The organism is Nocardiopsis sp. SBT366, assembly GCF_001083815.1.
Lineage (GTDB): Bacteria > Actinomycetota > Actinomycetes > Streptosporangiales > Streptosporangiaceae > Nocardiopsis > Nocardiopsis prasina.
Genome location: NZ_LAVM01000090.1, coordinates 1 through 21,743, shown reverse-complemented (window position 1 = coordinate 21,743; position 21,743 = coordinate 1). Strand labels below are relative to the sequence as shown.

Sequence of the window (21,743 nt, the reverse complement as noted above, 5' to 3'; positions counted from 1 at the left end):
AGTGGGCGAAGGTTCGTGGGGGGTTTGTGGGGGAAGGAGGCCTGCGAACCCCGAACCCGTTCGACCCTGGGAGTGCCTCGTGGACGCAGTGCTGTTCGACATGTTCGGTGTGGTCGCCATGGACCAGTCGCCGACGGTCCGAGCCGCGATGGTGGAGTACACCGGGCACGACCACGACGCCTTCTGGGCCGCCTACTGGGCTCCGCGCCAGGACTACGACCGGGGCGACCTGGACGGCCCCTCCTACTGGCAGGCGGTGGGCGAGCTGCTCGGCGAGACCTTCGATCGGGAGCGGGTCGAGCGGCTGGTCGACCTGGATCTGGACAGCTGGTCGCGGCTGAACGAGGAGTCGGTGGCGCTGGTGACGGAGCTCTCCGACGCGGGCGTGCCGCTCGGTCTGCTGTCGAACATCCCATCGGAGCTGGCCGCACGCTTCGAGGAGCGGCACTCCCGCGTGCTGGACCTCTTCCCCGTGCGGGGGTTCTCCTGCCGGATCGGGCACGCCAAGCCCGAGGCGGGCGCCTACCGCTGGTGTCTGGACCGCATGGACGTCCCCGTCGGCGACGTGTTGTTCGTGGACGACAACCGGACCAACGTCGACGCCGCCGGGAAGCTGGGGTTCCAGGGGCACGTGTTCACTTCGGTAGCCGAGCTGAGGCGGGCCCTGGGCCGGGACTGACCCACGAGCTGGTGGCGGTCGCGAGGGCCGCCACCAGTGGCGCGTCGGTGTCGTCGAAAGGCCGGACCGGTCAGACGTCGAACTCGCGCAGGAGCTCGGCGATCCTCTCCGGCTGCTCGTACAGGGACAGGTGGCCCGCCCCCTCGATGGTCCGCACGCCGGTGTTGAGGAACCGGCGGGCCGGTCCGTGCAGGCGCGCGGGTGAGAAGAACGGGTCGTGCGACCCCGTGGCCACCCGGACCGGGATGCCGGACCAGGCCAGGAAGGACTCCGCGTGCAGCGGGGTCGGGGTGGAGTGGGTACGGCAGTAGCGGGCCACCAGTGTCAGCCACTCGGCCTCGGAACGGTGCTCCTCGCAGCCGGTGTCCGTGGACGGGCCGCTGAGGAACTCGATCAGCCGGGTGCTGGTCTGCTCGTTGGGGTGGATCATCCACGGCAGGGTCGCGCGCATCGATTCCGAGCTGACGCCCGCCGCGGTCAACCCGGCGGGGTTGAGCAGGAGCATCCCCGCGACGAGCGGGTTCGGGGTCGAGGACAGCGCGATCGCGGCTCCCCTGGAGTGGCCCAGCACGATGACCGGGCCGTCCGTGATCTGGGGCAGCAGCTCGTCGAGCCACTCACCGTAGGCCTCTATCCGGGCGCCCGCGGTCCGTTGGTTGCAGCTCAGACCCGGCTGTCCCGGAAGGTCGACCAGCAGGACCGGCCGGTCCGCGGCGAGCGCGCGGGCGGCGGGAACCGTGGTGGCGGCGTTGAAGTTGGTGCCCGAGAGGACCAGGACCGGCGTACCGGTCCCACCCGAGGCGCGGAAGGCCTGAGTGGGGCCCAGCCGGGTCTCCACGGGCGGAAGGGGTCCGAGTTCGGGCCACTGGCTCAGGGCCTTGTGACACCAGGCGTGAACTGACCGCTCAGCGGTTGCGGAGCGGTACACGCGCGCTGTGCGCAGGGGGACGACGGTCATGGATCTGGTTTCGCGTAGAGAGAGATGTGGTGTCCGCCGCGTGAACTTTCCCGGCGCACCAGAGAGGACTGTACGCCTCTGTTCGGCCCCCCGCCACTCAAGAGCGAAGGTGCTCGGTGTGGTGTCGCCGACCAGTCGCGCACAACGGACTCCTACCCTTCCCGATGTGTCACTAGTTGTGGGTTTTTGCCCTGGTGCGCGCGTTGCTCAACTCGTCCGAAAGCGGTCATCGACAAGGATGGAGTTTGGTTCGGACCCGGCGTGGTTCCGGAGGTCCGGGGCCGATGATCCTCCCGCGCTGCTGGACCAGTCATCCGATGGCTTACCCAAGGGGTGATCCGACGACGCGGGCCCGCCGAGCGGTGCTCGGCGGGCCCGTGGGCGGCGACCGTGACGAGGAACACGGCCGGAGGTCAGGCGCTAGTTGACGTGGTCGGGGTCCGGCCCGATCCGGCCGTCGCGGTCCAGCGAGCCGATCCGGTCCATGTCCTCGGCCGTGAGCTCGAAGTCGAACACGTCGAAGTTCTCCCGGATGCGTGCCGGGGTCACGGACTTGGGGATGACGACGTTGCCGAGCTGGAGGTGCCAGCGCAGCGCGACCTGGGCGGCGGTCTTGCCGTGCGCGGCACCGAGCTCGACCAGGACGGGGTCGTCCAACAGCCCCTTGCCCTGCCCCAGGGGGCTCCAGGCCTCGGTGAGCAGGCCGTGGGACGCGTTGGCCGTGCGCATCCCGGACTGCGAGAAGTAGGGGTGCAGCTCGATCTGGTTGATCGCGGGCACGACCTCCGCCTCGCCCACCAGACGCTCCAGGGTCGCCGCCGTGAAGTTGGACACGCCGATCGCCCGGGCACGGCCCTCGGCGTGCACGCGCTCCAGCGCCTTCCAGGTCTCCACGTAGTTGTCGTGGGCCGGGGTGGGCCAGTGGATCAGGTACAGGTCGACGTAGTCGGTGCCCAGACGCTCCAGGCTGGCGTCGAAGGCCCTCAGGGCCCTGTCGTGGCCCTGGTCGTCGTTCCACAGCTTCGTGGTGAGGAAGATGTCCTCGCGGGCCACGCCGGACTCGGCGATGGCGCGGCCGGTGCCCTTCTCATTGTCGTAGATCCGGGCGGTGTCGATGCTGCGGTATCCGGCCTCGATGGCGGTCGAGACGGACCGGTGGGCCTCGTCGTCGGGGACCTGCCAGACACCGAATCCGAGCTGCGGCATGGTGAGGCCGTTGTTCAGCGTGACGTACTGCAAAAGGGGAGGCCTTTCGACTGTGGGGTGCGGGTCGCGGGTCGGGGCGGCGCCACGGGCGAACCCCCGCGCAGGTGGGGCCGGTGTTCGACCGGCCCACGGGACCCGAGGGTAGACCCGGGTGGCATACGGCGACCAATAGAATTCATCGGATGAGCAATAGGATTTCCAATGGTTGGCCCCCGCCCGGGATGCTTCCCCGCACCGAAGGTCCGCTGGACCTCCAGTTGCTCCGCACCTTCCTGGCCGTGCACCGCTCGGGGTCGTTCACGGCCGCGGCCCAGCTGCTGCGCCTGTCACAGCCGACGGTGACCACCCAGATACGGTCCCTGGAGCGGCGTCTGGGCCACGCGTTGTTCGAGCGTCTGCCGCGCGGTGTGGCTCCGACCCCGGACGCCAACGATCTCGCCGTCCGCGTCGCGGGACCGCTCGACGCACTGGAGACGGTGGCGTTCGGGGACGGCGCCGAACCCGGCTCGGTGCAGACGGCGCCCCTGCGGTTGGCGGGCCCCGCCGAACTTCTCGGTGAACGCGTTCTGCCCCTGCTGTCGCCCCTGGTCTCCGAGGGCCGTCTGCGGTTACGTGTGAGCACCGGACTCGCCGACGACCTGTTGGAGGAGCTGCGGGCCGGGCGGCACGACCTGGTGCTGTCCACCATCCGACCCCGGGGCCGGTCCCTCCTCACCGAACCGCTCATGGACGAGGAGTTCGTGCTGGTCGCCGCGCCCGTGTGGGCGGAGAGGATCGGGCTCTCCAGGGTGCGGCGCCAGGGCTGCGCGGCCCTGTGCGAGGTCCCCCTGGTCACCTACGCGGACGACCTGCCCATCGCCCGTCGGTACTGGCGACACGTGTTCGGCGCGCGGTTGACCCGCTCCGCCGAACTCACCGTCCCCGACCTTCGCTCGGTGACCGCCGCCGTGGCGCACGGGGCGGGCATGACCGTGCTGCCGCGCTACCTGTGCGAGCGGGAGCTGCTGGACGGGAGCCTGGTGGCGCTGCTGGAACCGGAGGACCCGCCGTTCAACACGGTGTACCTGGCCCGCCGCCCCGGAGCGACCGACAACCCCCACCTGGATCTGGTCCGCTCCCGGCTGACCGTCGCCGCCCGCGCCTGGTGATTCGGCCGACCCCGAGGGGCGGTTTCCCAAGCCCGGCCCCCGCGAGGACCCGGCGGGGATACGGTCGCCGCATGAGCGAGCCGAACCAACCCCGCCTCCAGGTGGTCCTGCCCAACGAATCACCGGGAACGCCCCCGCGGGCCCTGGTGGACCTGGGCGTTCGCGCCGAAAAGCTCGGCGCCCACACCGTGTGGCTGCCCGACCACCTCCTGCCCCCCGAGCCCTACGGCACCGCCTTCGGGGGCGTGTACGAACCCCTCGTCACCCTGGCGTACCTGGCGGCCCGCACGGAACGGGTCCGGTTGGGCACGTCCGTCCTCGTGCTGCCGATGCGCGACCCCTTCGTACTGGCCAAACAGGTGGCCACCCTGGACCGGCTGTCAGGGGGCCGGTTCACGCTCGGTGTGGGCGTGGGGTGGTCGCGCGAGGAGTTCGACTCGATCGGGTCGGACTTCGCCACCCGGGGCGCGCGGACGGACGAGACCCTTGCGCTGCTGCGGCACCTGTTCGAGGGTGAGGGGCCCTTCCACGGCCGCTTCCACGGCTACGAGCACGGCGTGTTCGCGCCGCGTCCGTCGCGGCGGATACGGGTGATGGTCGGCGGGGGCTCGGAGCCCGCGCTGCGCCGAGCGGCCGCGTGGGCGGACGAGTGGCAGGGGGTCGACCCGGACCCGGAGGTCCTCCGTGCGGCTCGCGCCCGGCTGAGGCAGCTCACCAGCCGCCCCGTGGGCACCGGGGTGCGGATGGCATGGACAGGGGGCGAGGAGGCCTTCGCACGCGCGGTCACGCGGTTCCGTGAGCTGGCGGCGTCGGGCGCGGACTCCGTCGCGGTGTGGTTCGGCGAGGTGGAGGGGTTCGAGGAGCGCATGGTGCGGTTCGTGGCCGCGCTGCGCTGACCCTAGCCGCGGTCGCCGAGCAGGCCGCGGCCGCCGTACTTCTTGTGGATGGCCTGCTTCGACACCCCGAGGACCTCGGCGATCCGCGCCCAGGTGGCGCCGTCGTTCCTCGCACGGCGCACGAGGACCGCCTCGGCACGCTCGGTCTCGCCCCTCAGACGCACCACGGCGTCGAGTCCCACCAGGGGGTCGTCGCCGTCCATGGCGCGGGCCAGAGCGCTGAGGTGTTCGGTGTCCATGGGACGACTGTAGTTGCCCGCTCCCGGGATCGGGAGAGTCCACGACCAACCGGGGGGAACCGGTTCAAGCCTCTGTGCCGCGCGGAAAGGGGTCGCTAGGTTGGAGCCCATGCTCACCATCGAACGCGCCCTGAAGACCGACGTGGAGGCGATCGTCGCCCTGCTCGCGGACGACCCCCTGGGGGCCCGCCGGGAGACCCCCGACGACCTGTCCCGCTACCTGGAGGCCTTCGAGGTCATCGACGCGGATCCCCACCAGTATCTGGCGGTGGCACGCCGCAACGGCCGGGTCGTCGGCACCCTCCAGCTCACCGTGGTCCCGGGCCTGTCGCGGCAGGGTGCCACCCGCGCCCAGATCGAGGCGGTCCGGGTGCACACCGACGAACGCGGCGGCGGCCTGGGATCCACCCTGCTGGAGTGGGCCGAACGCGAGGCCCGGGGACGCGGCTGCGTGATGTTGCAGCTGACCTCGGACGCCAAGAGGCAGGACGCCCACCGCTTCTACCAGCGCCTCGGATACGAGCCCAGCCACATCGGCTTCAAGAAGAGACTGGTCTGAGCCGTACCGCTGGGACGGCGGGGTCCGCGCCCCCGGGGCGGCCCATCCGGGAGGGCGGGTTCGTCCGCGCGGACCCGCCCCGGGGCTCGCGGGCCCGACGTCCCGGGCTCTCATGGCCCATGGCCGTGGACCCGTGACCGGATCGGTCCGGTGGTGCGCGCGACCGTGCCTGTTCCGCCCCCTGGGCCGCTGCGAGGGTTCGGGTATGAGCACAGAGATTCGCACCGGCGCGGCGTTGCCGATCGTCGACGCACAGCTGTCCGTCCTCCAGCGCGAGAGCTGGAGCGCGTCCTCCGACCCCGAGGTCGCCGTGCGGATCGGCCGACTGGTCGACCACCTCCATGCTCTGAGACCACCACCCGCATGGGGTCGGTGCTGGCCGCGAGGCTGCTCCCCCGGCACGCAGGCCCTCCTCAGGGGGTGACGATGTCGAAAGTGGGGTCCGGCCGGTCCAGCAGTCCCATCAGCCGGTCCAACAGCTCCCCGTCCCCCGCGAACGCCATGCCCTCGGTCCCCTTGCCCGCGAGCAGCCGCAGCAGGCGGAACTTGTTCAGGGTCACCGTGAGCCCGGGCTCCCCGCGGCGCGGCTTCTCCCTCGTGGTCAGGGCCCCGTTGGAGAGCGTCGTCCGGAAGGTGGTGTCCAGGTCGGTGAACACCCAGTCGATCACGAAGTGCTCCTCCCACGCCCGGGGGCCGTTGACGCGGATCGCCACCGACTCGAAGAGCTGGTCCAGCGACAGCGCCGCCGCCATGCCCGTGCCCAGGTTCGACGGCAGTTCCGGCTTTCCCCGCCGCAGCTCGGCGGCGCCCTGGAGGTAGAAGTTGCGCCAGGTGCCGTTCTCCGCGCCGAACCCCAGCCGCTCGTACACCCCGGCGAGGGCGGCACGCGCCCGGGCGTGCTCCGGTTCCGCGAACACGGCGTGGTTGAGCAGCGTGGCGGCGAACCGCAGGTCGCCCCGGTCCCGGTACTCGTCCGCCCGGAGCACCACCTCGTCCACACCGCCCATGCAGTCCACGTAGCGGCGCGCGGCCTCCTCGGGCGGGTGTTCCCACAGGTGGGCGGGGTTGCCGTCGAACCAGCCCATGTAGCGCTGGTAGATCGCCTTGACGTTGTGGCTGACCGACCCGTAGTAGCCGCGGGTGTGCCACTCCCGTTCCAGCCCGGGCGGCATCCGGAGGTGCTCGGCGATCTCCGCGCCGACGTAGCCCTGGTTCATCAGGCGCAGGGTCTGGTCGTGCAGGTAGGCGTACAGGTCCCGTTGCTGGCGCAGGAGCGCCACCAGGTTCTCCGTGCCCCAGGTGGGCCAGTGGTGGGAGGCGAACAGGACGTCCGACTCGTGCGCGAAGATCTCCACGGACTCGTCCAGGTAGCGCGACCACACCCGGGCGTCCCTCACGGGCGCCCCGCGCAGGGTGAGGATGTTGTGCAGGTTGTGGGTGACGTTCTCCGCCATGCACAGGGCGCGGTGGTCGGGGAAGTAGAAGTTCATCTCCGTGGGCGCCTCGGTTCCTGGCGTCATCTGGAAGACGATCCGCACCCCGTCCACCACCTCCTCCTGGCCGGTTCGGGTGATCTCCCGGTTGGGCGCGATGAGGGTCACGGTGCCGACCGACCTGGTCTGGCCCAGCCCCACCCCGATCTGGCCCCGAGGCCCGGCCTCCAGGTGGGAGCCCGTGTGGTAGAGGCTGCGGCGGGCCATCGCGGGCCCCGCGTGGACGTTCTCCGCCACCGCGTGCTCCAGGAACCCGGCCGGGGCGAGGATCGGCACGGTGCCGTCCGTGACCCCGCCGACCCCGCCGAAGTGGTCCACGTGCGAGTGCGAGTAGATGACCCCGCTGACCGGTCGGTTCCCCCGGTGCTCCCGGTACAGCTCCAGTCCCGCGCGCGCCGGTTCGGCGGAGATGAGGGGGTCGATGACCAGGACGCCCTGGTCACCCTCCACGAGGGTCATGTTCGACAGGTCCAGGCCCCTGATCTGGTAGATGCCTTCGGTGACCTCGAACAACCCCTGTTTGGCGCACAGCTGGGACTGTCGCCACAGGCTCGGGTTGGCTGTGTCCGGGCACTCCGCGTCGAGGAAGCCGTACGCGTCGGCGTCCCACACCACGCGCCCGTCCCCGTCCCTGATCTGGCCGGGTTCGAGCCGGGCGACCAGTCCGCGCTCGGCGTTGGCGAAGTCGGTGTCGTCGTCGGGTCCGTGACCGGTCATCGCTGCTCCTCGTCGTACGGACGCGGTTCGTCCGGCCGGGTGCGGCCCGTTGTGCCCCAACCGGAGGGAGCCGCCGGTGCGAGTGGCCCGCGTCGGCGGCGTGGGAGGGCCCGGCGTCCCGTGTTCGGGTCCGGCCCGGTTCCTACTGGGCCTGGAGGGCCTCGACGAGTTCCCTCTCGTTGTCCTTGGACAGGTTCGTCTGGATGACGGCGGGGTCCAGCGGGCGGAAGGCGTCGACGACGCGGTCGGTGGTGGCGTCCGCGGCGAGGAGGAAGACGGCGGCCCGGCCCTGCTTGAGCTGGGCACCGATGTCCTTGATCACGTCGTCGTCGATGCCGACGTCGCTCAGCCTGCCCGCGATGGCGCCCGCGCCCGCGCCGACGGCCAGGCCGAGCAGCGGGTTGAGGAAGAGGAGGCCGATGAGCGTTCCCCACAGGGCGCCGCCCGCCGCACCGTGGCCGGTGAGGTTGACGGTCTGGTGGATGCGGGGACGGCCCCTGCCGTCCTTGTAGGCGTACGCGGCGTCCTCCAACCGGAGGAGTTCCTGTTTGTTCAGGTCGGAGGCGATGTCGAGCGCCTTCTCGGCGGTGTCGCGGTCGGCCACCCCGAGTACGATCAGCTGCGCCATGGGTGCTGGTTCCCCCGTCGTCGTTGCCCGGCCCGCTGAGCGGGCCCGATCTGCGGGAGCGTTCCCCGGGGCGTCTCTGGCCAAGGCCAGCGGAAGGGAGTGATCCCGTAAACCCCGGGAAGGCGGGCAGCAGGGGCGTCCCGCTCACACTCGGCGGGCCACCACCAGCTGGGTGGTGTAGGGGATCACGACCCGGCCGTCGGGGAAGTGGCGGTCGGCGACGGCCCTGATCTCGGCTCGGGTGCGTTCCTCACCGAGTTCGCGCGCGGCGGCGGCCATTCTGCTGGAGGACAGCGCCATACCCAGGTACTCGTCGCTGGTGAGCACCCGGGTCCAGTGGTGGGTGTGCTCGGTGGCCCCGGCGAGTCCGCGAACCTCGGACATCTCTCCGACCAGGTCGAACTGGCGGTAGCGGCGGTCGTAACCGGGGCTGTACCTCTCCAGCAGGGCCTCGTGGTCGTCGACGAACGCGCTTCCGGTGTAGTCGCGGTTGTTGTTGAGTACCGCCAGGGTGCCGCCCGGAGCGAGGAGTCGGGCGGACTCGGCGAAGAAGGCGGGGCGGTCGAACCAGTGCACGGCCTGGGCGGTGAGAACCAGCACGGCGGATCCGTCCGGGAAGGGGACGTCCTCGGCGCGGGCGTTGACGTACTCGACCCCGCCGCCCTCCGCCTCCGCGGCACCGAACATGTCGCGGCCGGGTTCGACACCGACCACGCGGGGCCGGGGACCGACGAGGGAGCGCAGGGCTCGGGTGGAGATACCGGTCCCGGAGCCGACGTCGAGCAGGAGCCAGGGGCTGGGCCAGGCGTCGGTGGCCCCAGCGCGCAGGTGCTCGCCCAGGGTGTCGAGGATCGGTGCCGGGTAGTCGGGGCGGAAGGCCTGATAGTTCTCGGTGAGCCCGGTGAAGGACTGGGTCGGGTCCGCGCCGGTCCGGTCCCGCTTCTGGTGGTCGCTCATCGGTGGCCCTCTCTTCGGGGGTCTGGGGATCGGTCCGACCGTAGCGGAGCCGCCGGCCACGGGGGCGGCCAGCATGACGTTTCGGTGTCCGGTGTGAACGGCGTTTGAACGACCTCCAACCCCTCTGACCTCCCCATCTGCCTATTCATGGTTTTCCTACTTATTTGGTTGACTTTGATCGTGTGAGGGCCCTACCTTCAAGTCACCCGCCGCGAACGGACCGCGACCGAACGCGTGAGGTGACCGCCGCGCACCCGCTGCCAGAACGGAGCACCAACGTGACCACCACCACGGACCTGAGCGTCCGACGCGTCGCCGGACGGATCGGAGCCGAGATCTCCGGCGTGGAGATCGGCCCCGACCTCGACGAGGCCACCGTCGCGCGGGTCCGCGAGACCCTGCTCGCGCACAAGGTGATCTTCTTTCGCGACCAGCACCACCTGACGGACGAGACCCAGGCCGGATTCGCCTCCCTCCTCGGCCCGCTCACCACACCGCACCCCACCACCGGCCGGGTGTTCGGTCAGGAGCACCACGTCCTGCCCATCGACTCCGAGCGCGGCAAGGCCAACAGCTGGCACACCGACGTCACCTTCGTCGACCGGCCCCCGCAGGCCAGCGTGCTGCGCGCGATCCGCCTGCCCCCGTACGGCGGGGACACCACCTGGGCCAACACCGCCACCGCCTACCAGGACCTCCCGGAGCCGCTCAGGGCGCTCGCGGACGGCCTGCGCGCGGTGCACACCAACGACTACGACTACGCGGCCTCCACTCCCAGGACCGAGGTGAACGGTGAGCTGAGGAAGTACCGCGAGGAGTTCGTCTCGACGCTGTACCGGACCGAGCACCCAGTGGTGCGCGTCCACCCGGAGACCGGTGAGCGGGCCCTGTTCCTCGGTCACTTCGCCCAGCACTTCTCCGGTCTGAGCAGCCGGGACTTCACCGCTCTGTTCGAACTCCTCCAGCAGCGGGTCACCCGCCCGGAGAACACCGTGCGGTGGAGCTGGCGCGAGGGGGACGTGGCTGTGTGGGACAACCGCGCCACCCAGCACTACGCGGTGGCCGACTACGACGACCAGGCCCGCCGCCTGCACCGGATCACCGTGGGCGGCGACGTCCCGAAGGGTGTCGACGGCAGCCCCAGCCGCTCATTGGTGGGCGACTCCAGCGAGTACACCCCGGCGCTCTGACCCCCGGGCCCCGGCGGGCCCGCCCCACCGCAGCACACCCCCACGACGACGGCGGGTCGCACGCGTGCGGCCCGCCGTTCTCCGGAGGCACACATGCACACACGACGCGACATTCTGCGCTACACCGCCTCGGCCGGGGCCGTCCTGCCCCTGGCCGCCGCCTGCGGTACCCCGGACCGTTCGGCCAGCGACCCGGACGCGGCCGTCGTGCGGTACCAGGGGACCGCCGGCTCGGTGGTCTTCCCCGAGCTGGCCGCCGACCTCGGTTACCTGGACGGCATCGAGCTCGAGTGGATCGGCGACACCACCAGCGGGCCCCAGGACATCCAGGCCGTGGCAACCGGCGACACCGACGTCGGCGGGGCCTTCAACGGGGCGATCGCCAAGCTGGTCGCAGCCGGGTCCCCGATCACCTCCGTCGTGTCCTACTACGGGTCCGACGAGGAGGCGTTCAGCGGTTACTACGTCCTGGAGGACAGCGACATCACCCGGGCCGAGGACCTCGTCGGCCGGAGGGTCGCGATGAACACCCTGGGCGCCCACCACGAGTTCGTGGTCCGCGAGTGGCTGGCGCGGGAGGGGTTGGCAGAGGACGAGATCGCCCGGGTGGAGCTCACGGTCGTGCCGCCCGCCAACACCGAGCAGTCCCTGCGGGCCGGGCAGGTCCACGTCGCGACGCTCGGCGGGATCCTGCGCGAGACCGCCCTGGAACGCGGCGGTATCCGCCCGCTCTTCACCGACGAGGGTCTGTACGGGACCTTCAGCTACGGGTCCCTGGTGCTGCGCGACGAGTTCGTCGAGAAGAACCCCGACGCCACCCTCACCCTGGTCAGCGGGATCGCCCGCGCCATCCGTTGGTCCCAGGTCACCCCGCGCGAGGAGGTGGTGGACCGGTTCGCGCGCATCGTCGAGGAGCGCGGCCGCAACGAGTCGGCCGAGGTCATCCAGTACTGGCGGAGCAGCGGCGTGGCCGGGCCGGGCGGGGTCATCACCGAGGAGGAGTTCGCGATCTGGCTGGAGTGGCTGGACCGCAACGGAGAGCTGCCCGAGGGCTCGGTCGAGGCCTCCGAGCTGTACACCAACGAGTTCAACCCGTTCCACAACGGCACCTTCCCCGAGGACGCGGGCCCCGACGGCGAGCCCGCGAGCGGACCGACCGAGAGCGAGGACGCATGAGCGACCACCCCAAGCTGCGGCTGGACGGGGTCCGGCGGACCTTCCCCGTCCGCGACCCGAGGGGGAGGCCGGGCCCGCCCCTGACCGCCCTGGCCGACGTCACCCTGGACGTGGCGGAGGGTGAGTTCCTCACCCTGGTCGGTCCCAGCGGCTGTGGGAAGTCCACCCTGCTCGATCTGCTGGGCGGGCTCACGAGGCCCAGCGGCGGGAGGATCCTCCTGGACGGGCGTCCCGTGGAGGGGCCCGGGCTCGACCGGGGCCTGGTGTTCCAGCAGTACGCGCTGCTGCCCTGGCGCACCGCCCAGGACAACGTGGAGTTCGGTCTGGAGGCCAAGGGGCTGGCCCGGTCCCTCCGGGCCTCGCGCGCCCGCGAGTACCTGTCCCTTGTGGGTCTGGAGGGGTTCGCGGACCGCTACCCACACGAGCTCTCCGGCGGTATGCGGCAGCGGGTGGCGATCGCCCGCAGCCTGGCCTTCGACCCCGAGGTACTGCTCATGGACGAGCCCTTCGCGGCGTTGGACGCCCAGACCAGGGAGTCCCTCCAGGACGAGTTGCGGACCATCTGGCGACGCACCGCAAAGACCGTCCTGTTCATCACGCACGGGATAGACGAGGCCGTCTACCTGGGACAACGAGTGGCCGTGATGACGTCGCGGCCGGGGCGGATCAAGAGCGTGATCGATATCGACCTGGACCGGGAGGCCAGCCGGGACCCGCGTTCGGACCCGGCCTTCGCCCGCTACCGGAACCGGGTCTGGCAGGAGCTCCACGATGAGGTGGCGCTGGCCCAGCAGTCCGAGTACGCACCCGTACCGTTGGAGGCCGACCGTGGCTGACACCCTCACCCGCACCACCGCTCCCCCGGCTCCCCCGACCGATCCGCCCACGACCCGGCCGACGCGCCCCCTGCTGGTCATCGGCTGGTCGTGGTTCAAGCGTTCGGCCGCGATCGTCGCGTTCCTGCTGCTCTGGGAGACGGCCCCCCGCGTGGGGCTCGTCGACCGGGTGTTCCTGCCGCCGCTCTCGGAAGTCCTCGTCGCCACGGCCGATCTGGCGTCGAGCGGCCAACTGTGGGCGCACGTGTCCGCGAGCCTGTCGCGCGCGCTGGCCGGGTTCGCCCTCGCCGTGGCGGTGGCGGTGCCCCTGGGTCTGCTGATCGCCTGGTACCGACCCGTGTCGGACTTCCTCATGCCGGTCCTTGAGCTGTTCCGTAACACCGCGGCCCTGGCGCTGCTCCCGGTGTTCGTGCTGATCCTGGGGATCGGCGAGGCGTCCAAGGTGGCGCTGGTGGTGTTCGCCTGCACCTTCCCGATCCTGCTCAACACCGTGACCGGCGTGCGGACTGTGGACCCGCTGCTGGTGAAGGCGGCGGTCTCGCTCGGCTTCGGGCCGCTCGCCCTGTTCCGCAAGGTGATCGTGCCCGCAGCGGTGCCGTCCATCTTCACGGGGATCCGGATGGCCGGGGCCGCGTCGATCCTGGTGCTGGTGGCCGCCGAGATGGTGGGGGCCCAGTCGGGCCTGGGCTACCTGATCAACTCCTCGCAGCTCAACTTCCAGATCCACGACATGTACGCGGGCATCCTGTCGATCGCGCTGCTGGGCGTGACCCTCAACGGCGGGCTGGTCGTCCTGGAACGCCGGTTGTCCCGCTGGCGGACGACGGCCGGTTGAGACCTGGTTCGGCCCGGTCCGGTTGTCCACAGGCGACGCATCGGAGGTGGCGCGCACGGCCCCTTTTTGGTGTTCTGGAACAGACCCCCCGTTCCGCGACACCAGGGAGGGGCCCGATGCGCTCCGTCGCCGTCCAGGACCGGCTTTCGCCGTCCACGTCCACGTTCTTCTCCTTCCGGTTGTCCTCCTTCCCGGGGTCGCCCGAGCCCCGGCCCCTCCCCCACCAGCGCAAGCGCGCCACGGGCCCGCCGTCAGGAGGGCGCACCGACCCCCCACGGTGTCCGGACACGCGACGTTCGCGGGGACGGAGGAGCAGCGTCGACGGGGATCGCACCGGCCGGAACGACACCATCATGTGTCTTGTGCCACAAATTAACCAACTGGTAGATTCTGCACCCCACACGGCGCGGCGCGGTGGGCGCGTGCCGGAGGAACGAGGGGCCCCGACCGTAGTCTCGGAGCGACCAGGGCCTTCGCCGTCAACGGTGCACCCGTGGCGCGACCAACCGCGAGGAGACCGCCAGTGGCGGACGCAGACCCCACCCGGCCGAGCAAGGGCGAGCGCACCCGACAGCGCATCATCGACTCCGCCTCGGAGCTGTTCTCGCGGTCGGGCTACCGCGCGGTGTCACTGCGCGACATCGCGGCGCACGCGGGGATCACCCATGCGGGCGCACTGCACCACTTCCCCAACAAGGAAGCCATGCTCATACACGTCCTGAGCAGGCGTGACGAGGCCGACGCCCCGCTGGTCCTCGGCGAGCACCTGAGCCACCGGGAGCTCATCGACAACATCGTGCGGATCGTGGAGCGCAACGCGGGCACGCCCGGTCTGGTCTCGCTCTACGTGAACCTCTCGGCCGAGGCCACCGACCCCGCGCACCCCGCCCACGAGTACTTCGTGCGCAGGTATCGCGTCCTGCGCGAACACCTCACCGCAGCCTTCGCCGGGCTCCTCGGCGACCGGTCGCACCCCTCGCCGGGGATCGCGGCCCAACAGTTCCTCGCTCTCCAGGACGGACTCCAGGTCCAGTGGCTCCTCGACCCGGACTCCGTCGACATGCGGACCGTGGTCACCACCTTCCTCAGGGACCTCGGGATCGCCGTTCCGCCCCCCACGAGCAGCACCGACCCCACGGGAGACAGGCCATGAACAACCAACCACGTCCCGACCTCGCGGCGAAGGCCTCGGCCACCTCCGGCTCCGACACCTGGCACAGCACCGCTGTGGAGGGCGTGCTGCGCCCCCTGCACCTGGCGGACGGACCGCACGGACTGCGGCACCAGCCAGAGGAGGGCGACCACCTCGGCATCGGCGGCAGCGTCCCGGCCACGTGTTTCCCGCCCGCCGTGGGCCTGGGCGCGACCTGGAACCCCGACCTCGTGCGCAGGGTCGGCGCGGCGCTGGGAGGGGAGGCCAGCGCGCAGGGCGTGGACGTGGTCCTGGGCCCGGGCATGAACATCAAGCGTTCGCCCCTGTGCGGCCGCAACTTCGAGTACGTCTCCGAGGACCCGCACGTCACGGCGCGCATCGCCGCCGCCCTGGTGGAGGGCGTCCAGTCGCAGGGGGTCGGGGCATGCGTGAAGCACTTCGCCGCCAACAACCAGGAGACCGACCGGCACCGGATCAGCGCCGAGGTGGACGACCGCACCCTGCGGGAGGTCTACCTGTCCGCCTTCGAGGAGGTCGTCCGCGCCACCGCGCCCGCCATGGTGATGAGCTCCTACAACCGGCTCAACGGCGTGCACACCAGCCAGGACCCGTGGCTGCTCACCGACCTCCTGCGCGGGGAGTGGGGGTTCGAGGGCGTGGTCGTCTCCGACTGGGGCGCGGTGATGGACCGGGTGGCCGCGGTGCGCGCGGGGCTCGACCTGGAGATGCCGCCCAGCGGGACCGACCAGGCCGTGGTGGAGGCGGTGGAACGCGGTGAGCTGGACGAGTCCGTGCTGGACACCGTGGTGGAGCGGCTGAGGCGGTTGCAGGAGCGGGTGTCCGCCGACACCTCGCGTCCACTGGAGCACGAGGCCAACGACGCGCTGGCGCGGGAGGCCGCCCGTGAGGCGCTGGTGCTGTTGAAGAACGAGGGCGGCGTCCTGCCCCTGGCGGCGGACCGTTCGGTGGCGGTGATCGGCGAGTTCGCCCGGACGCCCCGGTACCAGGGCGGCGGCTCCTCCCGCGTGGTGCCGACCAGGGTGCACGCGGCGTTGGAGGGGTTCGAGCGCGCGCTGGCGGAGGTGCGGTTCGCCGCCGGGTTCACTCTGGACGGGACCGCCGACACGGCGCTGGTGGAGGAGGCCGTGGCGGCGGCGGGCGCGGCCGACACGGCGGTGCTCTTCCTCGGGCTGCCGGAGGCTGACGAGTCCGAGGGCTATGACCGGACCACGATCAGCCTGCCCGCGGCGCAGCTGGAGCTTCTCGCGAGGGTGCGCGAGGTCAGTGAGCGGGTGGTGGTCGTTCTGTCCAACGGTGGTGTGGTCTCGGTGGCCGAGTGGCGGGACCAGGCCGACGCGGTGGTGGAGGGCTGGCTCCTCGGCCAGGCGGGCGGGGCGGCCGTCGTGGACGTGCTGACCGGAGTCGTCTCCCCCTCGGGGCGGCTCACCGAGACGATCCCCGTCCGGTTGAGCGACCACGCCACCTACCTCAACTTCCCGGGCGAGCACGGTGTGGTCCGCCACGGCGAGGGGGTCTTCGTCGGCTACCGCCACTTCGACACCCTGGGCGTCCCGGTCGCCTACCCCTTCGGGCACGGCCTCACCTACACGACCTTCGCCTACTCGGAACTGGAGGTGGTCCCGGACGGTGGCGGCGCGTGGACGGTGTCGTTCACCGTGACCAACACCGGGGAACGGTCCGGTCAGGAGGTCGCCCAGCTGTACACGGGGGTCGAGCAGGACCACCCGACCCGGCCCCGGCACGAACTGCGGGGGTTCGCGAAGGTGGCGCTGGAGCCCGGTGGGAGCATCCGGGTCGCCCTCCCGCTGACCGCCCGGGACCTGTCCGTCTGGGACCCCGGGGCCCAGCGCTGGTCCCTGGCGGCGGGCACCTACACCGTCGCCGTCGGGGCGTCCTCCCGGGACCTGCCGCTGAGCGGGGAGATCACGACCCAGGGTGACCGTTACGTACGCCCCCTGACCAAGCACAACACCGTGGGCGAGTGGCGCTCCCACCCCGTCGGAGGGCCGGTCATGGAGGAGATCATCTCCGGTTTCCCCGGGCTCGACGACCTCCCCCCGGAGATGCTGGAGATGGCGCGGTCCCTGCCGATCCTCACGCTGCGGACCTTCGGCCTGGGTGTCACCGAGGAGATGCTGGACCTGTTGGTGGACGACGTCGAGGCACGCAGACAGGCGGCCATCGGCCGCGGTGAGATCACCGGCTGAGGCGGGCCCACCCGGATCGCCGAGGGCCGGTGAAGGCGACCGGAGCGTCGAAGGCCGCCCTGCGCGAGGCACGGCGCAGGGCGGCGAGCACGGCCGGACCGGCGAGGAGGATGGCCACGGTGTTGGTGAGGGCCCGGCCGGTGTCCCAGTTCCATGTGGAGGTGTAGAGCGTGAACACCGTGAAGCGCTGGAGGTTCTCCAGGACCGGGGCGCCCGCCACGAACGACAGCTGCGTGCCCACACCGGCGGTGAACGGCCAGAACCACATGTTCATGACGAAGCCGAAGGCGTACGCGGCGAGGACCCCGTAACCCACCAGCATCCAGATCTCCGCCCGCCCGGTGACTCCGCGCGGCAGCAGTCCGGCTCCCAGGCCGATCCAGGCGGAGGAGATCATCTGGAACGGCAGCCACGGCCCCACACCGGCGGTGAGCAGCGCCGAGGCGAACAACGAGATCCCGCCCAGGAGGAACCCGAAGCCCGGCCCGAAGACCCGGCCCGCCAGCACGAGCAGGAAGAACACCGTCTCGATGCCCATCATCCCGGCGCCGAGCGGACGCAGCCCGGCGTTGAGTGCCGCGAGGACCCCGAGCAGGGCAAGGGCCTTGGTGTCCATCCCCCCGGAGGTCATCTCGGCGGCGACCACGGCGAGCAGCACCGGCATGGCGACGACGAAGATGAGCGGAGCGTCCGCGCTGTGCGCCATGGCTTCCGGCCGCGGCGCCGCGAACAGCGGCCAGAAGAACATGGCCAGTCCGGCGGCGCTCGCCAGGGCGAGGACCACCGCGGTGCGGCCGCTGACCCGAACCGCAGAGACCCGGTGCCCGGGTGTGGGTACCGGTGCGGGTGCGGGTGCGGGTGGTGGGGGTGGGGGTTCTGCTGCGGATGAGGGTACGGGTGGGGTGTTCACGCGATGCTCTCCCTGGGTTCGAGTGCCGCCCGGACCTGTTCGACGGTCAGCCACGGCTGGGGGCTGAGCACCTTGGCCACCTGCGGCGCGAAGGTCGGGGAGGCCACGACCACGTCCGCGGTGGGGCCGTCCGCGACCACCTCGCCCTGGGCCATCACGACCACGCGGTCTGCGGCACTGGCCACGAACTCCACGTCGTGGGTGGCCACCACCACCGAGCGCCCCTCGTCCGCGAGCTCCCGGGCGACCCGGGCGAAGCGGTCCTTGGCGTGGTAGTCCAGACCCCTCGTGGGCTCGTCCAACAGCACCACACGGGGCGCGGCCGTCAGCTGAACCGCCAGGACCAGGGCGAGCTTTTGCCCTTCGGACAGGTCCCCGGGGTGGCGGTCGTCGGGGACACCCGGGGCGATCCGGTCGAGGAGGGCGCGGCAGGTCCCGGGCCCGGCCGCGGACTCGGTGTCGCTCTGGGCGCACTCGGCGGCGACGGTGTCCAGGTACAGGAGGTCGGCGGCGGTCTGCGGAACCAACCCGACCCGTTCGCGTGCCTCCCTCGCGGAGAGCCCTCCGGGGTCCTCACCACCGGTCTCGACGGTGCCCGAACGGCGCGGTCCGGCGCCTTGGAGCGCCCACAGGAGCGACGACTTGCCGGAACCGTTGCGGCCCATGAGCGCTGTGACCTCCCCTGGGCGCAGGTCGAGGTCCACCTCGCGCACAGCGACCACCCGGCCGTAGGCCACGACCACCCCGCGCGCCCGCAGCACCGGGGGCTCCACGGGGACCTCGGAGCCTCCGCGTCGCGGCGGCACCGAGGGCATGCGCTCCATGCCGGGACCGGGGCGGGCGCCCACGAGGCGTTCGCGCAGCGGCGCGGCCCGGCGACGGGCGTCGCGCACCGACAGCGGGAGGGGCTCCCACCCGGCCAGTCTCCCGAGCCGGACCACAGGCGGGGCCACGTCGGCCCCCGCCATCATGGCGGCCGGTTCCCCGTGCGTGACCCGGCCGTCTCCGGACAGGTGCACGAGGCGGTCCGCGTACTGGAGGACCCGTTCCATGCGGTGTTCGGCGACCAGCACCGTGGTTCCCAGGTCGTGGACGAGCCGGATGACCGCCGCCAGGACCTCCTCCGCGGCCGTGGGGTCCAGGGCGGAGGTGGGTTCGTCGAGGACCAGGACGCGCGGGTGCGGGGTGAGGACGGCGCCGATCGCCACGCGCTGCTGCTGGCCGCCGGACAGGGTCCGCATGGACCGGTGCCGGAGCTCGGCGATCCCCAGCAGGTCCAGGGTCTCCTCGACCCGCTTGCGCATCACGTCGGCCGGGACTGCCAGCTGTTCCATCCCGTAGGCCAGTTCCTCCTCCACCGTGTCCGTGACGAACCCGGCCAGGGGGTCCTGCCCGACCACCCCGACCAGGTGCGCGAACTCCTGGGGCGGCCGGTCCGCGGTGCTCTGCCCGGTCACGGAGACACGACCGGCCAGGCGGCCTCCGGTGAACCTCGGGACCAGCCCGTTCACAGCGTTGAGCAGCGTTGACTTTCCCGCTCCGGTACGCCCGGTGACCAGGCAGAGCTCACCCTCCTCCACCGTCAGGTCCACCTCGTGCAGCGCGGGGTGCTCGGCACCCGTGTAGTGGAAGGTCACCGCGTCGAAGCGGATCATCGTGCGTGCTCCTGTTCGGTGTCGGCCGGGAGGGGACCGGGTCCGAGCATGGTCGGGGGCGGCGGGGTGAGCCAGGCGGGCAGGACGGCCGCCAGGACCGCCAGTGCGGGCAGCAGGGTGAGTTCGGGCCAGGCGAGCGGGTTGAGCGAGGGGTACAGGCTGGCGGCGTCGACCCGGGTGGTGAGGTTGACGAGCAGCGCCGCCGCCGCACCGGAACCGGCCACCAGGAACTCGGCCGGGCGCCACCGGTCCGGCCGGTACCGGGTCCGCCGCACCCTGCGGCCGCCGAGCACGAACCCGGAGACGGCGAGCGTCAGCCCTGCGGCCATCCCCCACGTGCCCATGTGCGGCGAGGTACTGGCGTCCATCAGTCCGTACAGTCCGACGCACACGCCGACCAGCCCGCCGACGACCAGGAACCCGGTGACGAGGCGGGTGCGCGGCGGGGTGTCCCCCACCCGCCCGTATCCGTGCGAGGCCATCGCGGCGGCCAGGGCGAGGGAGCGGTTGAGGGCGTCCTCCAGCACGGGGATGACGATCCCGCGCAGCGCCCGGAAGCCCTTCTGGTGTCCGGCGCGCAGGCGGCGCGCCCGCCGCACCCGTCCCACGCTCTCCACGAGCTGGGGCGCGACGGTCATAGCGACCACGACCGACGTGCCCACCTCGTAGAGCGCGCCGGGGACCGACTTCAGGAGGCGTTTGGGGTTGGCCAGGGCGTTGGCGGCACCCACGCACAGCACCATGGTGGCCAGTCGGACGCCGTCGTACAGGCCGCTGAGCAGCTGTTCGAGTGCGACGGGTCCGAACAGTCTGATGCCGCCGGCCGTCTCGGGGAGGGGGATCTCCGGAAGGGTGAACAGGATGACGTCCCCCTGCCCGCCGCCGAAGACCACCCGGAAGACCAGGCGGGACACGATGATGAACGCGCCCACGATCAGGTACATCCGGAAGGCCAGCGCCCAGGGGGCGTCCGTGCGGCGCCGTGCGACGACGTACCCGGCGGCGCAGGCGAACAGGACGAGCAGGAGGGGGTTGCTGGTCTGGCTGGCGGCGGCCGCCAGGCCCAGGGCCCAGATCCACCACGCCCCCGGGTGGAGGGCGCGCGGCAGGACGCGGGCCGGGCCCCGGAGCGGCGCCCCGGCCGGTGGCCCGTCGCCGCCCCGGAGCCTCACGGCGTCCGGGGACGGCCGGTCGTCGCCCAGGGTCACGTGCCGTGGGCCCCGCGGGCCTGACGGCGCTGCCAGGCGGTGGCGAGCCCGACCACGGCCAGGAGCAGTGCGGCCGCGCCGCCGAGGACGGTGCCCCAGGGCAGGTCGTCCGCGGGCTGGTTGCTGGCGAGCAGTTCGGTGTTGGCCGGGTCGTCGGCCCAGCCGGGGGCCTCCTCGGGCAGGTCGTCCGGGCCGGGGGCGGGCTCGTCGAACCCGGAGGGTTCCACGTCTGGGTCGTCGTTGTTGTGGGCGGTGGCGGTGCGCTCGGACCCCCCGTCACCCTCGCCGCCCCGGTCTCCCGGGTCACCCTCGGTGTCGTCTCCGCTGTCCCCGGATCCGTCGCCTCCGCCTGACCCGCCGGACTCTCCGGAACCGTTCGGGGAACCGGCCGCGGTGCCTCCCGACCCCCCAGCTCCGCCGGTCGCGCCGCTGGACCCGCCACCGCCGGTGCCGACGGAACCACCGCCGCCGCCCACGTCACCACCGCCGGTGCCACCTCCCCCGCTGCCGCCGCTGTTCGCGGGGCGGACGGGGTCGACGCGGGGCGGCGGGTTGCCGTCCTCGCTGCGGTTCAGGGAGAACGACCAGCCCTCGAAACTGCCCGGCGGCGGCTTGCGGTTCATGACCCCCCACTGGCTGTAGGTCCACGTGCCGTCGTTGGGCGCGTGCCAGTACGACCAGTAGGCGGAGGCCGGAGGGGTGTCGATGCAGGGCTCGGTGTCGGGCCCCGGTTTGCCCTCGATCCGGCAGATGAAGGCCTCGCCCCAGCGGTTGGTCCCCGTGATCTCGATGCCCGCGTTCTTCAGGGCGGAGTGACCGGTCTCCTGGTCGCCCGGCGCGCAGCGGACGATCGTCTCGCCGCCGAGTTCCTGGAAGTCGATGACCACGGTGACGCCGTCGGCGTCGGGGCAGTGGCCGGGGGTGCCCCGGCTGTGGTCGATCGCGAGGACGTCGTCGGCCGCCGGTTCGGCTAGCACGGCTCCTCCGGCCGCTCCCAGGACCACGAGGGCCGCGGCCGCCGCGCGGACGGCGCGGCCGAGGCGACGGAACCGGGCCGTTCGCGGGGCGGGGG

The 21,743-nt window shown here is 71.9% G+C and carries 21 protein-coding genes; 11 read left to right on the top strand and 10 right to left on the bottom strand.

What is annotated here, in order from left to right; translation table 11 throughout:
- Positions 1 to 79: 79 nt before the first annotated feature.
- Complete coding sequence (locus ADX84_RS21670; RefSeq protein ID WP_049578493.1) at positions 80 to 679, top strand: HAD family phosphatase; 600 nt, start codon at positions 80 to 82, stop codon at positions 677 to 679.
- A 70-nt stretch (positions 680 to 749) separates the two neighbouring features.
- On the opposite strand, the gene ADX84_RS21665 is transcribed toward ADX84_RS21670, so the two are convergent.
- Together ADX84_RS21665 and ADX84_RS21660 are read right to left on the bottom strand one after the other, a co-directional pair.
- Entirely contained in the window at positions 750 to 1,637 is an 888-nt protein-coding gene (locus ADX84_RS21665) for an alpha/beta fold hydrolase (protein WP_049578491.1), read from the bottom strand.
- Positions 1,638 to 2,057: 420 nt separating this feature from the next.
- Positions 2,058 to 2,876, bottom strand: a complete 819-nt coding sequence (locus ADX84_RS21660; RefSeq protein WP_049578489.1) for an aldo/keto reductase — start codon at positions 2,874 to 2,876, stop codon at positions 2,058 to 2,060.
- Positions 2,877 to 3,025: 149 nt separating this feature from the next.
- Here ADX84_RS21660 and ADX84_RS21655 point away from each other — a divergent pair, with 149 nt between their 5' ends.
- Both ADX84_RS21655 and ADX84_RS21650 read left to right on the top strand, forming a co-directional pair.
- Positions 3,026 to 3,991 (top strand): LysR family transcriptional regulator, encoded by a 966-nt coding sequence (locus ADX84_RS21655; RefSeq protein ID WP_369801133.1) that lies wholly within the window; start codon positions 3,026 to 3,028, stop codon positions 3,989 to 3,991.
- A gap of 71 nt (positions 3,992 to 4,062) precedes the next feature.
- Positions 4,063 to 4,887 carry a TIGR03619 family F420-dependent LLM class oxidoreductase gene (locus tag ADX84_RS21650; protein ID WP_049578485.1) on the top strand — a complete coding sequence of 275 codons (825 nt, stop codon included), beginning with the start codon at positions 4,063 to 4,065 and terminating at the stop codon, positions 4,885 to 4,887.
- A gap of 2 nt (positions 4,888 to 4,889) precedes the next feature.
- On the opposite strand, the gene ADX84_RS21645 is transcribed toward ADX84_RS21650, so the two are convergent.
- Entirely contained in the window at positions 4,890 to 5,126 is a 237-nt protein-coding gene (locus ADX84_RS21645; protein WP_049578483.1) for a hypothetical protein, read from the bottom strand.
- A 109-nt stretch (positions 5,127 to 5,235) separates the two neighbouring features.
- On the opposite strand from ADX84_RS21645, the gene ADX84_RS21640 reads away from it, so the two are divergent.
- Entirely contained in the window at positions 5,236 to 5,685 is a 450-nt protein-coding gene (locus tag ADX84_RS21640; protein ID WP_049578480.1) for a GNAT family N-acetyltransferase, read from the top strand.
- Between the two features lie 205 nt (positions 5,686 to 5,890).
- A complete protein-coding gene (locus ADX84_RS26795) occupies positions 5,891 to 6,109 on the top strand; it encodes a hypothetical protein (RefSeq protein WP_082206688.1) in 219 nt (72 codons plus the stop codon).
- Here ADX84_RS26795 and ADX84_RS21635 read toward each other — a convergent pair.
- From ADX84_RS21635 to ADX84_RS21625, 3 genes are all read right to left on the bottom strand, one after another.
- The gene (locus ADX84_RS21635) at positions 6,099 to 7,895 is read right to left on the bottom strand and encodes an alkyl/aryl-sulfatase (RefSeq protein ID WP_049578477.1); all 1,797 of its coding nucleotides are present in this window, start codon (positions 7,893 to 7,895) and stop codon (positions 6,099 to 6,101) included. The genes ADX84_RS26795 and ADX84_RS21635 overlap by 11 nt on opposite strands.
- Before the next feature lie 142 nt (positions 7,896 to 8,037).
- Positions 8,038 to 8,523, bottom strand: a complete 486-nt coding sequence (locus tag ADX84_RS21630) for a DUF1269 domain-containing protein (RefSeq protein WP_049578475.1) — start codon at positions 8,521 to 8,523, stop codon at positions 8,038 to 8,040.
- A 144-nt stretch (positions 8,524 to 8,667) separates the two neighbouring features.
- A complete protein-coding gene (locus ADX84_RS21625) occupies positions 8,668 to 9,480 on the bottom strand; it encodes a class I SAM-dependent methyltransferase (RefSeq protein WP_049578472.1) in 813 nt (270 codons plus the stop codon).
- A gap of 278 nt (positions 9,481 to 9,758) precedes the next feature.
- On the opposite strand from ADX84_RS21625, the gene ADX84_RS21620 reads away from it, so the two are divergent.
- The 6 genes from ADX84_RS21620 to ADX84_RS21595 all read left to right on the top strand — a co-directional run bounded on the left by ADX84_RS21620 (position 9,759) and on the right by ADX84_RS21595 (position 16,898).
- Positions 9,759 to 10,670, top strand: a complete 912-nt coding sequence (locus ADX84_RS21620) for a TauD/TfdA family dioxygenase (protein WP_049578500.1) — start codon at positions 9,759 to 9,761, stop codon at positions 10,668 to 10,670.
- 93 nt (positions 10,671 to 10,763) lie between these two features.
- Positions 10,764 to 11,846 (top strand): ABC transporter substrate-binding protein, encoded by a 1,083-nt coding sequence (locus tag ADX84_RS21615; RefSeq protein WP_049578470.1) that lies wholly within the window; start codon positions 10,764 to 10,766, stop codon positions 11,844 to 11,846.
- Complete coding sequence (locus ADX84_RS21610) at positions 11,843 to 12,682, top strand: ABC transporter ATP-binding protein (protein ID WP_049578468.1); 840 nt, start codon at positions 11,843 to 11,845, stop codon at positions 12,680 to 12,682. The genes ADX84_RS21615 and ADX84_RS21610 overlap by 4 nt, the downstream gene beginning before the upstream one ends.
- Positions 12,675 to 13,517 (top strand): ABC transporter permease, encoded by an 843-nt coding sequence (locus ADX84_RS21605; protein ID WP_049578466.1) that lies wholly within the window; start codon positions 12,675 to 12,677, stop codon positions 13,515 to 13,517. The genes ADX84_RS21610 and ADX84_RS21605 overlap by 8 nt, the downstream gene beginning before the upstream one ends.
- 523 nt (positions 13,518 to 14,040) lie before the next feature.
- Positions 14,041 to 14,670, top strand: coding sequence for a TetR/AcrR family transcriptional regulator (locus ADX84_RS21600; protein ID WP_049578463.1), 630 nt, complete (start codon positions 14,041 to 14,043; stop codon positions 14,668 to 14,670).
- Positions 14,667 to 16,898 carry a glycoside hydrolase family 3 C-terminal domain-containing protein gene (locus ADX84_RS21595; RefSeq protein ID WP_049578461.1) on the top strand — a complete coding sequence of 744 codons (2,232 nt, stop codon included), beginning with the start codon at positions 14,667 to 14,669 and terminating at the stop codon, positions 16,896 to 16,898. The genes ADX84_RS21600 and ADX84_RS21595 overlap by 4 nt, the downstream gene beginning before the upstream one ends.
- Here the strand turns inward: ADX84_RS21595 and ADX84_RS21590 are convergent.
- From ADX84_RS21590 to ADX84_RS26430, 4 genes are all read right to left on the bottom strand, one after another.
- Positions 16,888 to 17,682: an ECF transporter S component gene (locus ADX84_RS21590; protein WP_049578459.1), complete on the bottom strand. Its 795-nt coding sequence runs from the start codon at positions 17,680 to 17,682 to the stop codon at positions 16,888 to 16,890. The genes ADX84_RS21595 and ADX84_RS21590 overlap by 11 nt on opposite strands.
- Before the next feature lie 122 nt (positions 17,683 to 17,804).
- Positions 17,805 to 19,463 (bottom strand): ABC transporter ATP-binding protein, encoded by a 1,659-nt coding sequence (locus ADX84_RS21585; RefSeq protein WP_049578456.1) that lies wholly within the window; start codon positions 19,461 to 19,463, stop codon positions 17,805 to 17,807.
- Positions 19,460 to 20,671: a CbiQ family ECF transporter T component gene (locus ADX84_RS21580; protein WP_234004133.1), complete on the bottom strand. Its 1,212-nt coding sequence runs from the start codon at positions 20,669 to 20,671 to the stop codon at positions 19,460 to 19,462. Before ADX84_RS21580 ends, ADX84_RS21585 begins: the two co-directional genes overlap by 4 nt.
- On the bottom strand, positions 20,668 to 21,743 hold a 1,076-nt coding region (locus ADX84_RS26430), incomplete at its 5' end, for a hypothetical protein (RefSeq protein ID WP_234004131.1). The genes ADX84_RS26430 and ADX84_RS21580, both read right to left, overlap by 4 nt.

Excerpts from the sequence above, each read along its gene's own strand:
- ADX84_RS21630 (WP_049578475.1), bottom strand. The coding sequence starts at position 8,523 with ATGGCGCAGCTGATCGTACTCGGGGTGGCCGACCGCGACACCGCCGAG.
- ADX84_RS26795 (WP_082206688.1), top strand. The coding sequence starts at position 5,891 with ATGAGCACAGAGATTCGCACCGGCGCGGCGTTGCCGATCGTCGACGCA.
- ADX84_RS21610 (WP_049578468.1), top strand. The coding sequence starts at position 11,843 with ATGAGCGACCACCCCAAGCTGCGGCTGGACGGGGTCCGGCGGACCTTC.
- ADX84_RS21665 (WP_049578491.1), bottom strand. The coding sequence starts at position 1,637 with ATGACCGTCGTCCCCCTGCGCACAGCGCGCGTGTACCGCTCCGCAACC.
- ADX84_RS21625 (WP_049578472.1), bottom strand. The coding sequence starts at position 9,480 with ATGAGCGACCACCAGAAGCGGGACCGGACCGGCGCGGACCCGACCCAG.
- ADX84_RS21585 (WP_049578456.1), bottom strand. The coding sequence starts at position 19,463 with ATGATCCGCTTCGACGCGGTGACCTTCCACTACACGGGTGCCGAGCAC.
- ADX84_RS21615 (WP_049578470.1), top strand. The coding sequence starts at position 10,764 with ATGCACACACGACGCGACATTCTGCGCTACACCGCCTCGGCCGGGGCC.
- ADX84_RS21595 (WP_049578461.1), top strand. The coding sequence starts at position 14,667 with ATGAACAACCAACCACGTCCCGACCTCGCGGCGAAGGCCTCGGCCACC.
- ADX84_RS21635 (WP_049578477.1), bottom strand. The coding sequence starts at position 7,895 with ATGACCGGTCACGGACCCGACGACGACACCGACTTCGCCAACGCCGAG.
- ADX84_RS21655 (WP_369801133.1), top strand. The coding sequence starts at position 3,026 with ATGAGCAATAGGATTTCCAATGGTTGGCCCCCGCCCGGGATGCTTCCC.
- ADX84_RS21640 (WP_049578480.1), top strand. The coding sequence starts at position 5,236 with ATGCTCACCATCGAACGCGCCCTGAAGACCGACGTGGAGGCGATCGTC.
- ADX84_RS21650 (WP_049578485.1), top strand. The coding sequence starts at position 4,063 with ATGAGCGAGCCGAACCAACCCCGCCTCCAGGTGGTCCTGCCCAACGAA.
- ADX84_RS21645 (WP_049578483.1), bottom strand. The coding sequence starts at position 5,126 with ATGGACACCGAACACCTCAGCGCTCTGGCCCGCGCCATGGACGGCGAC.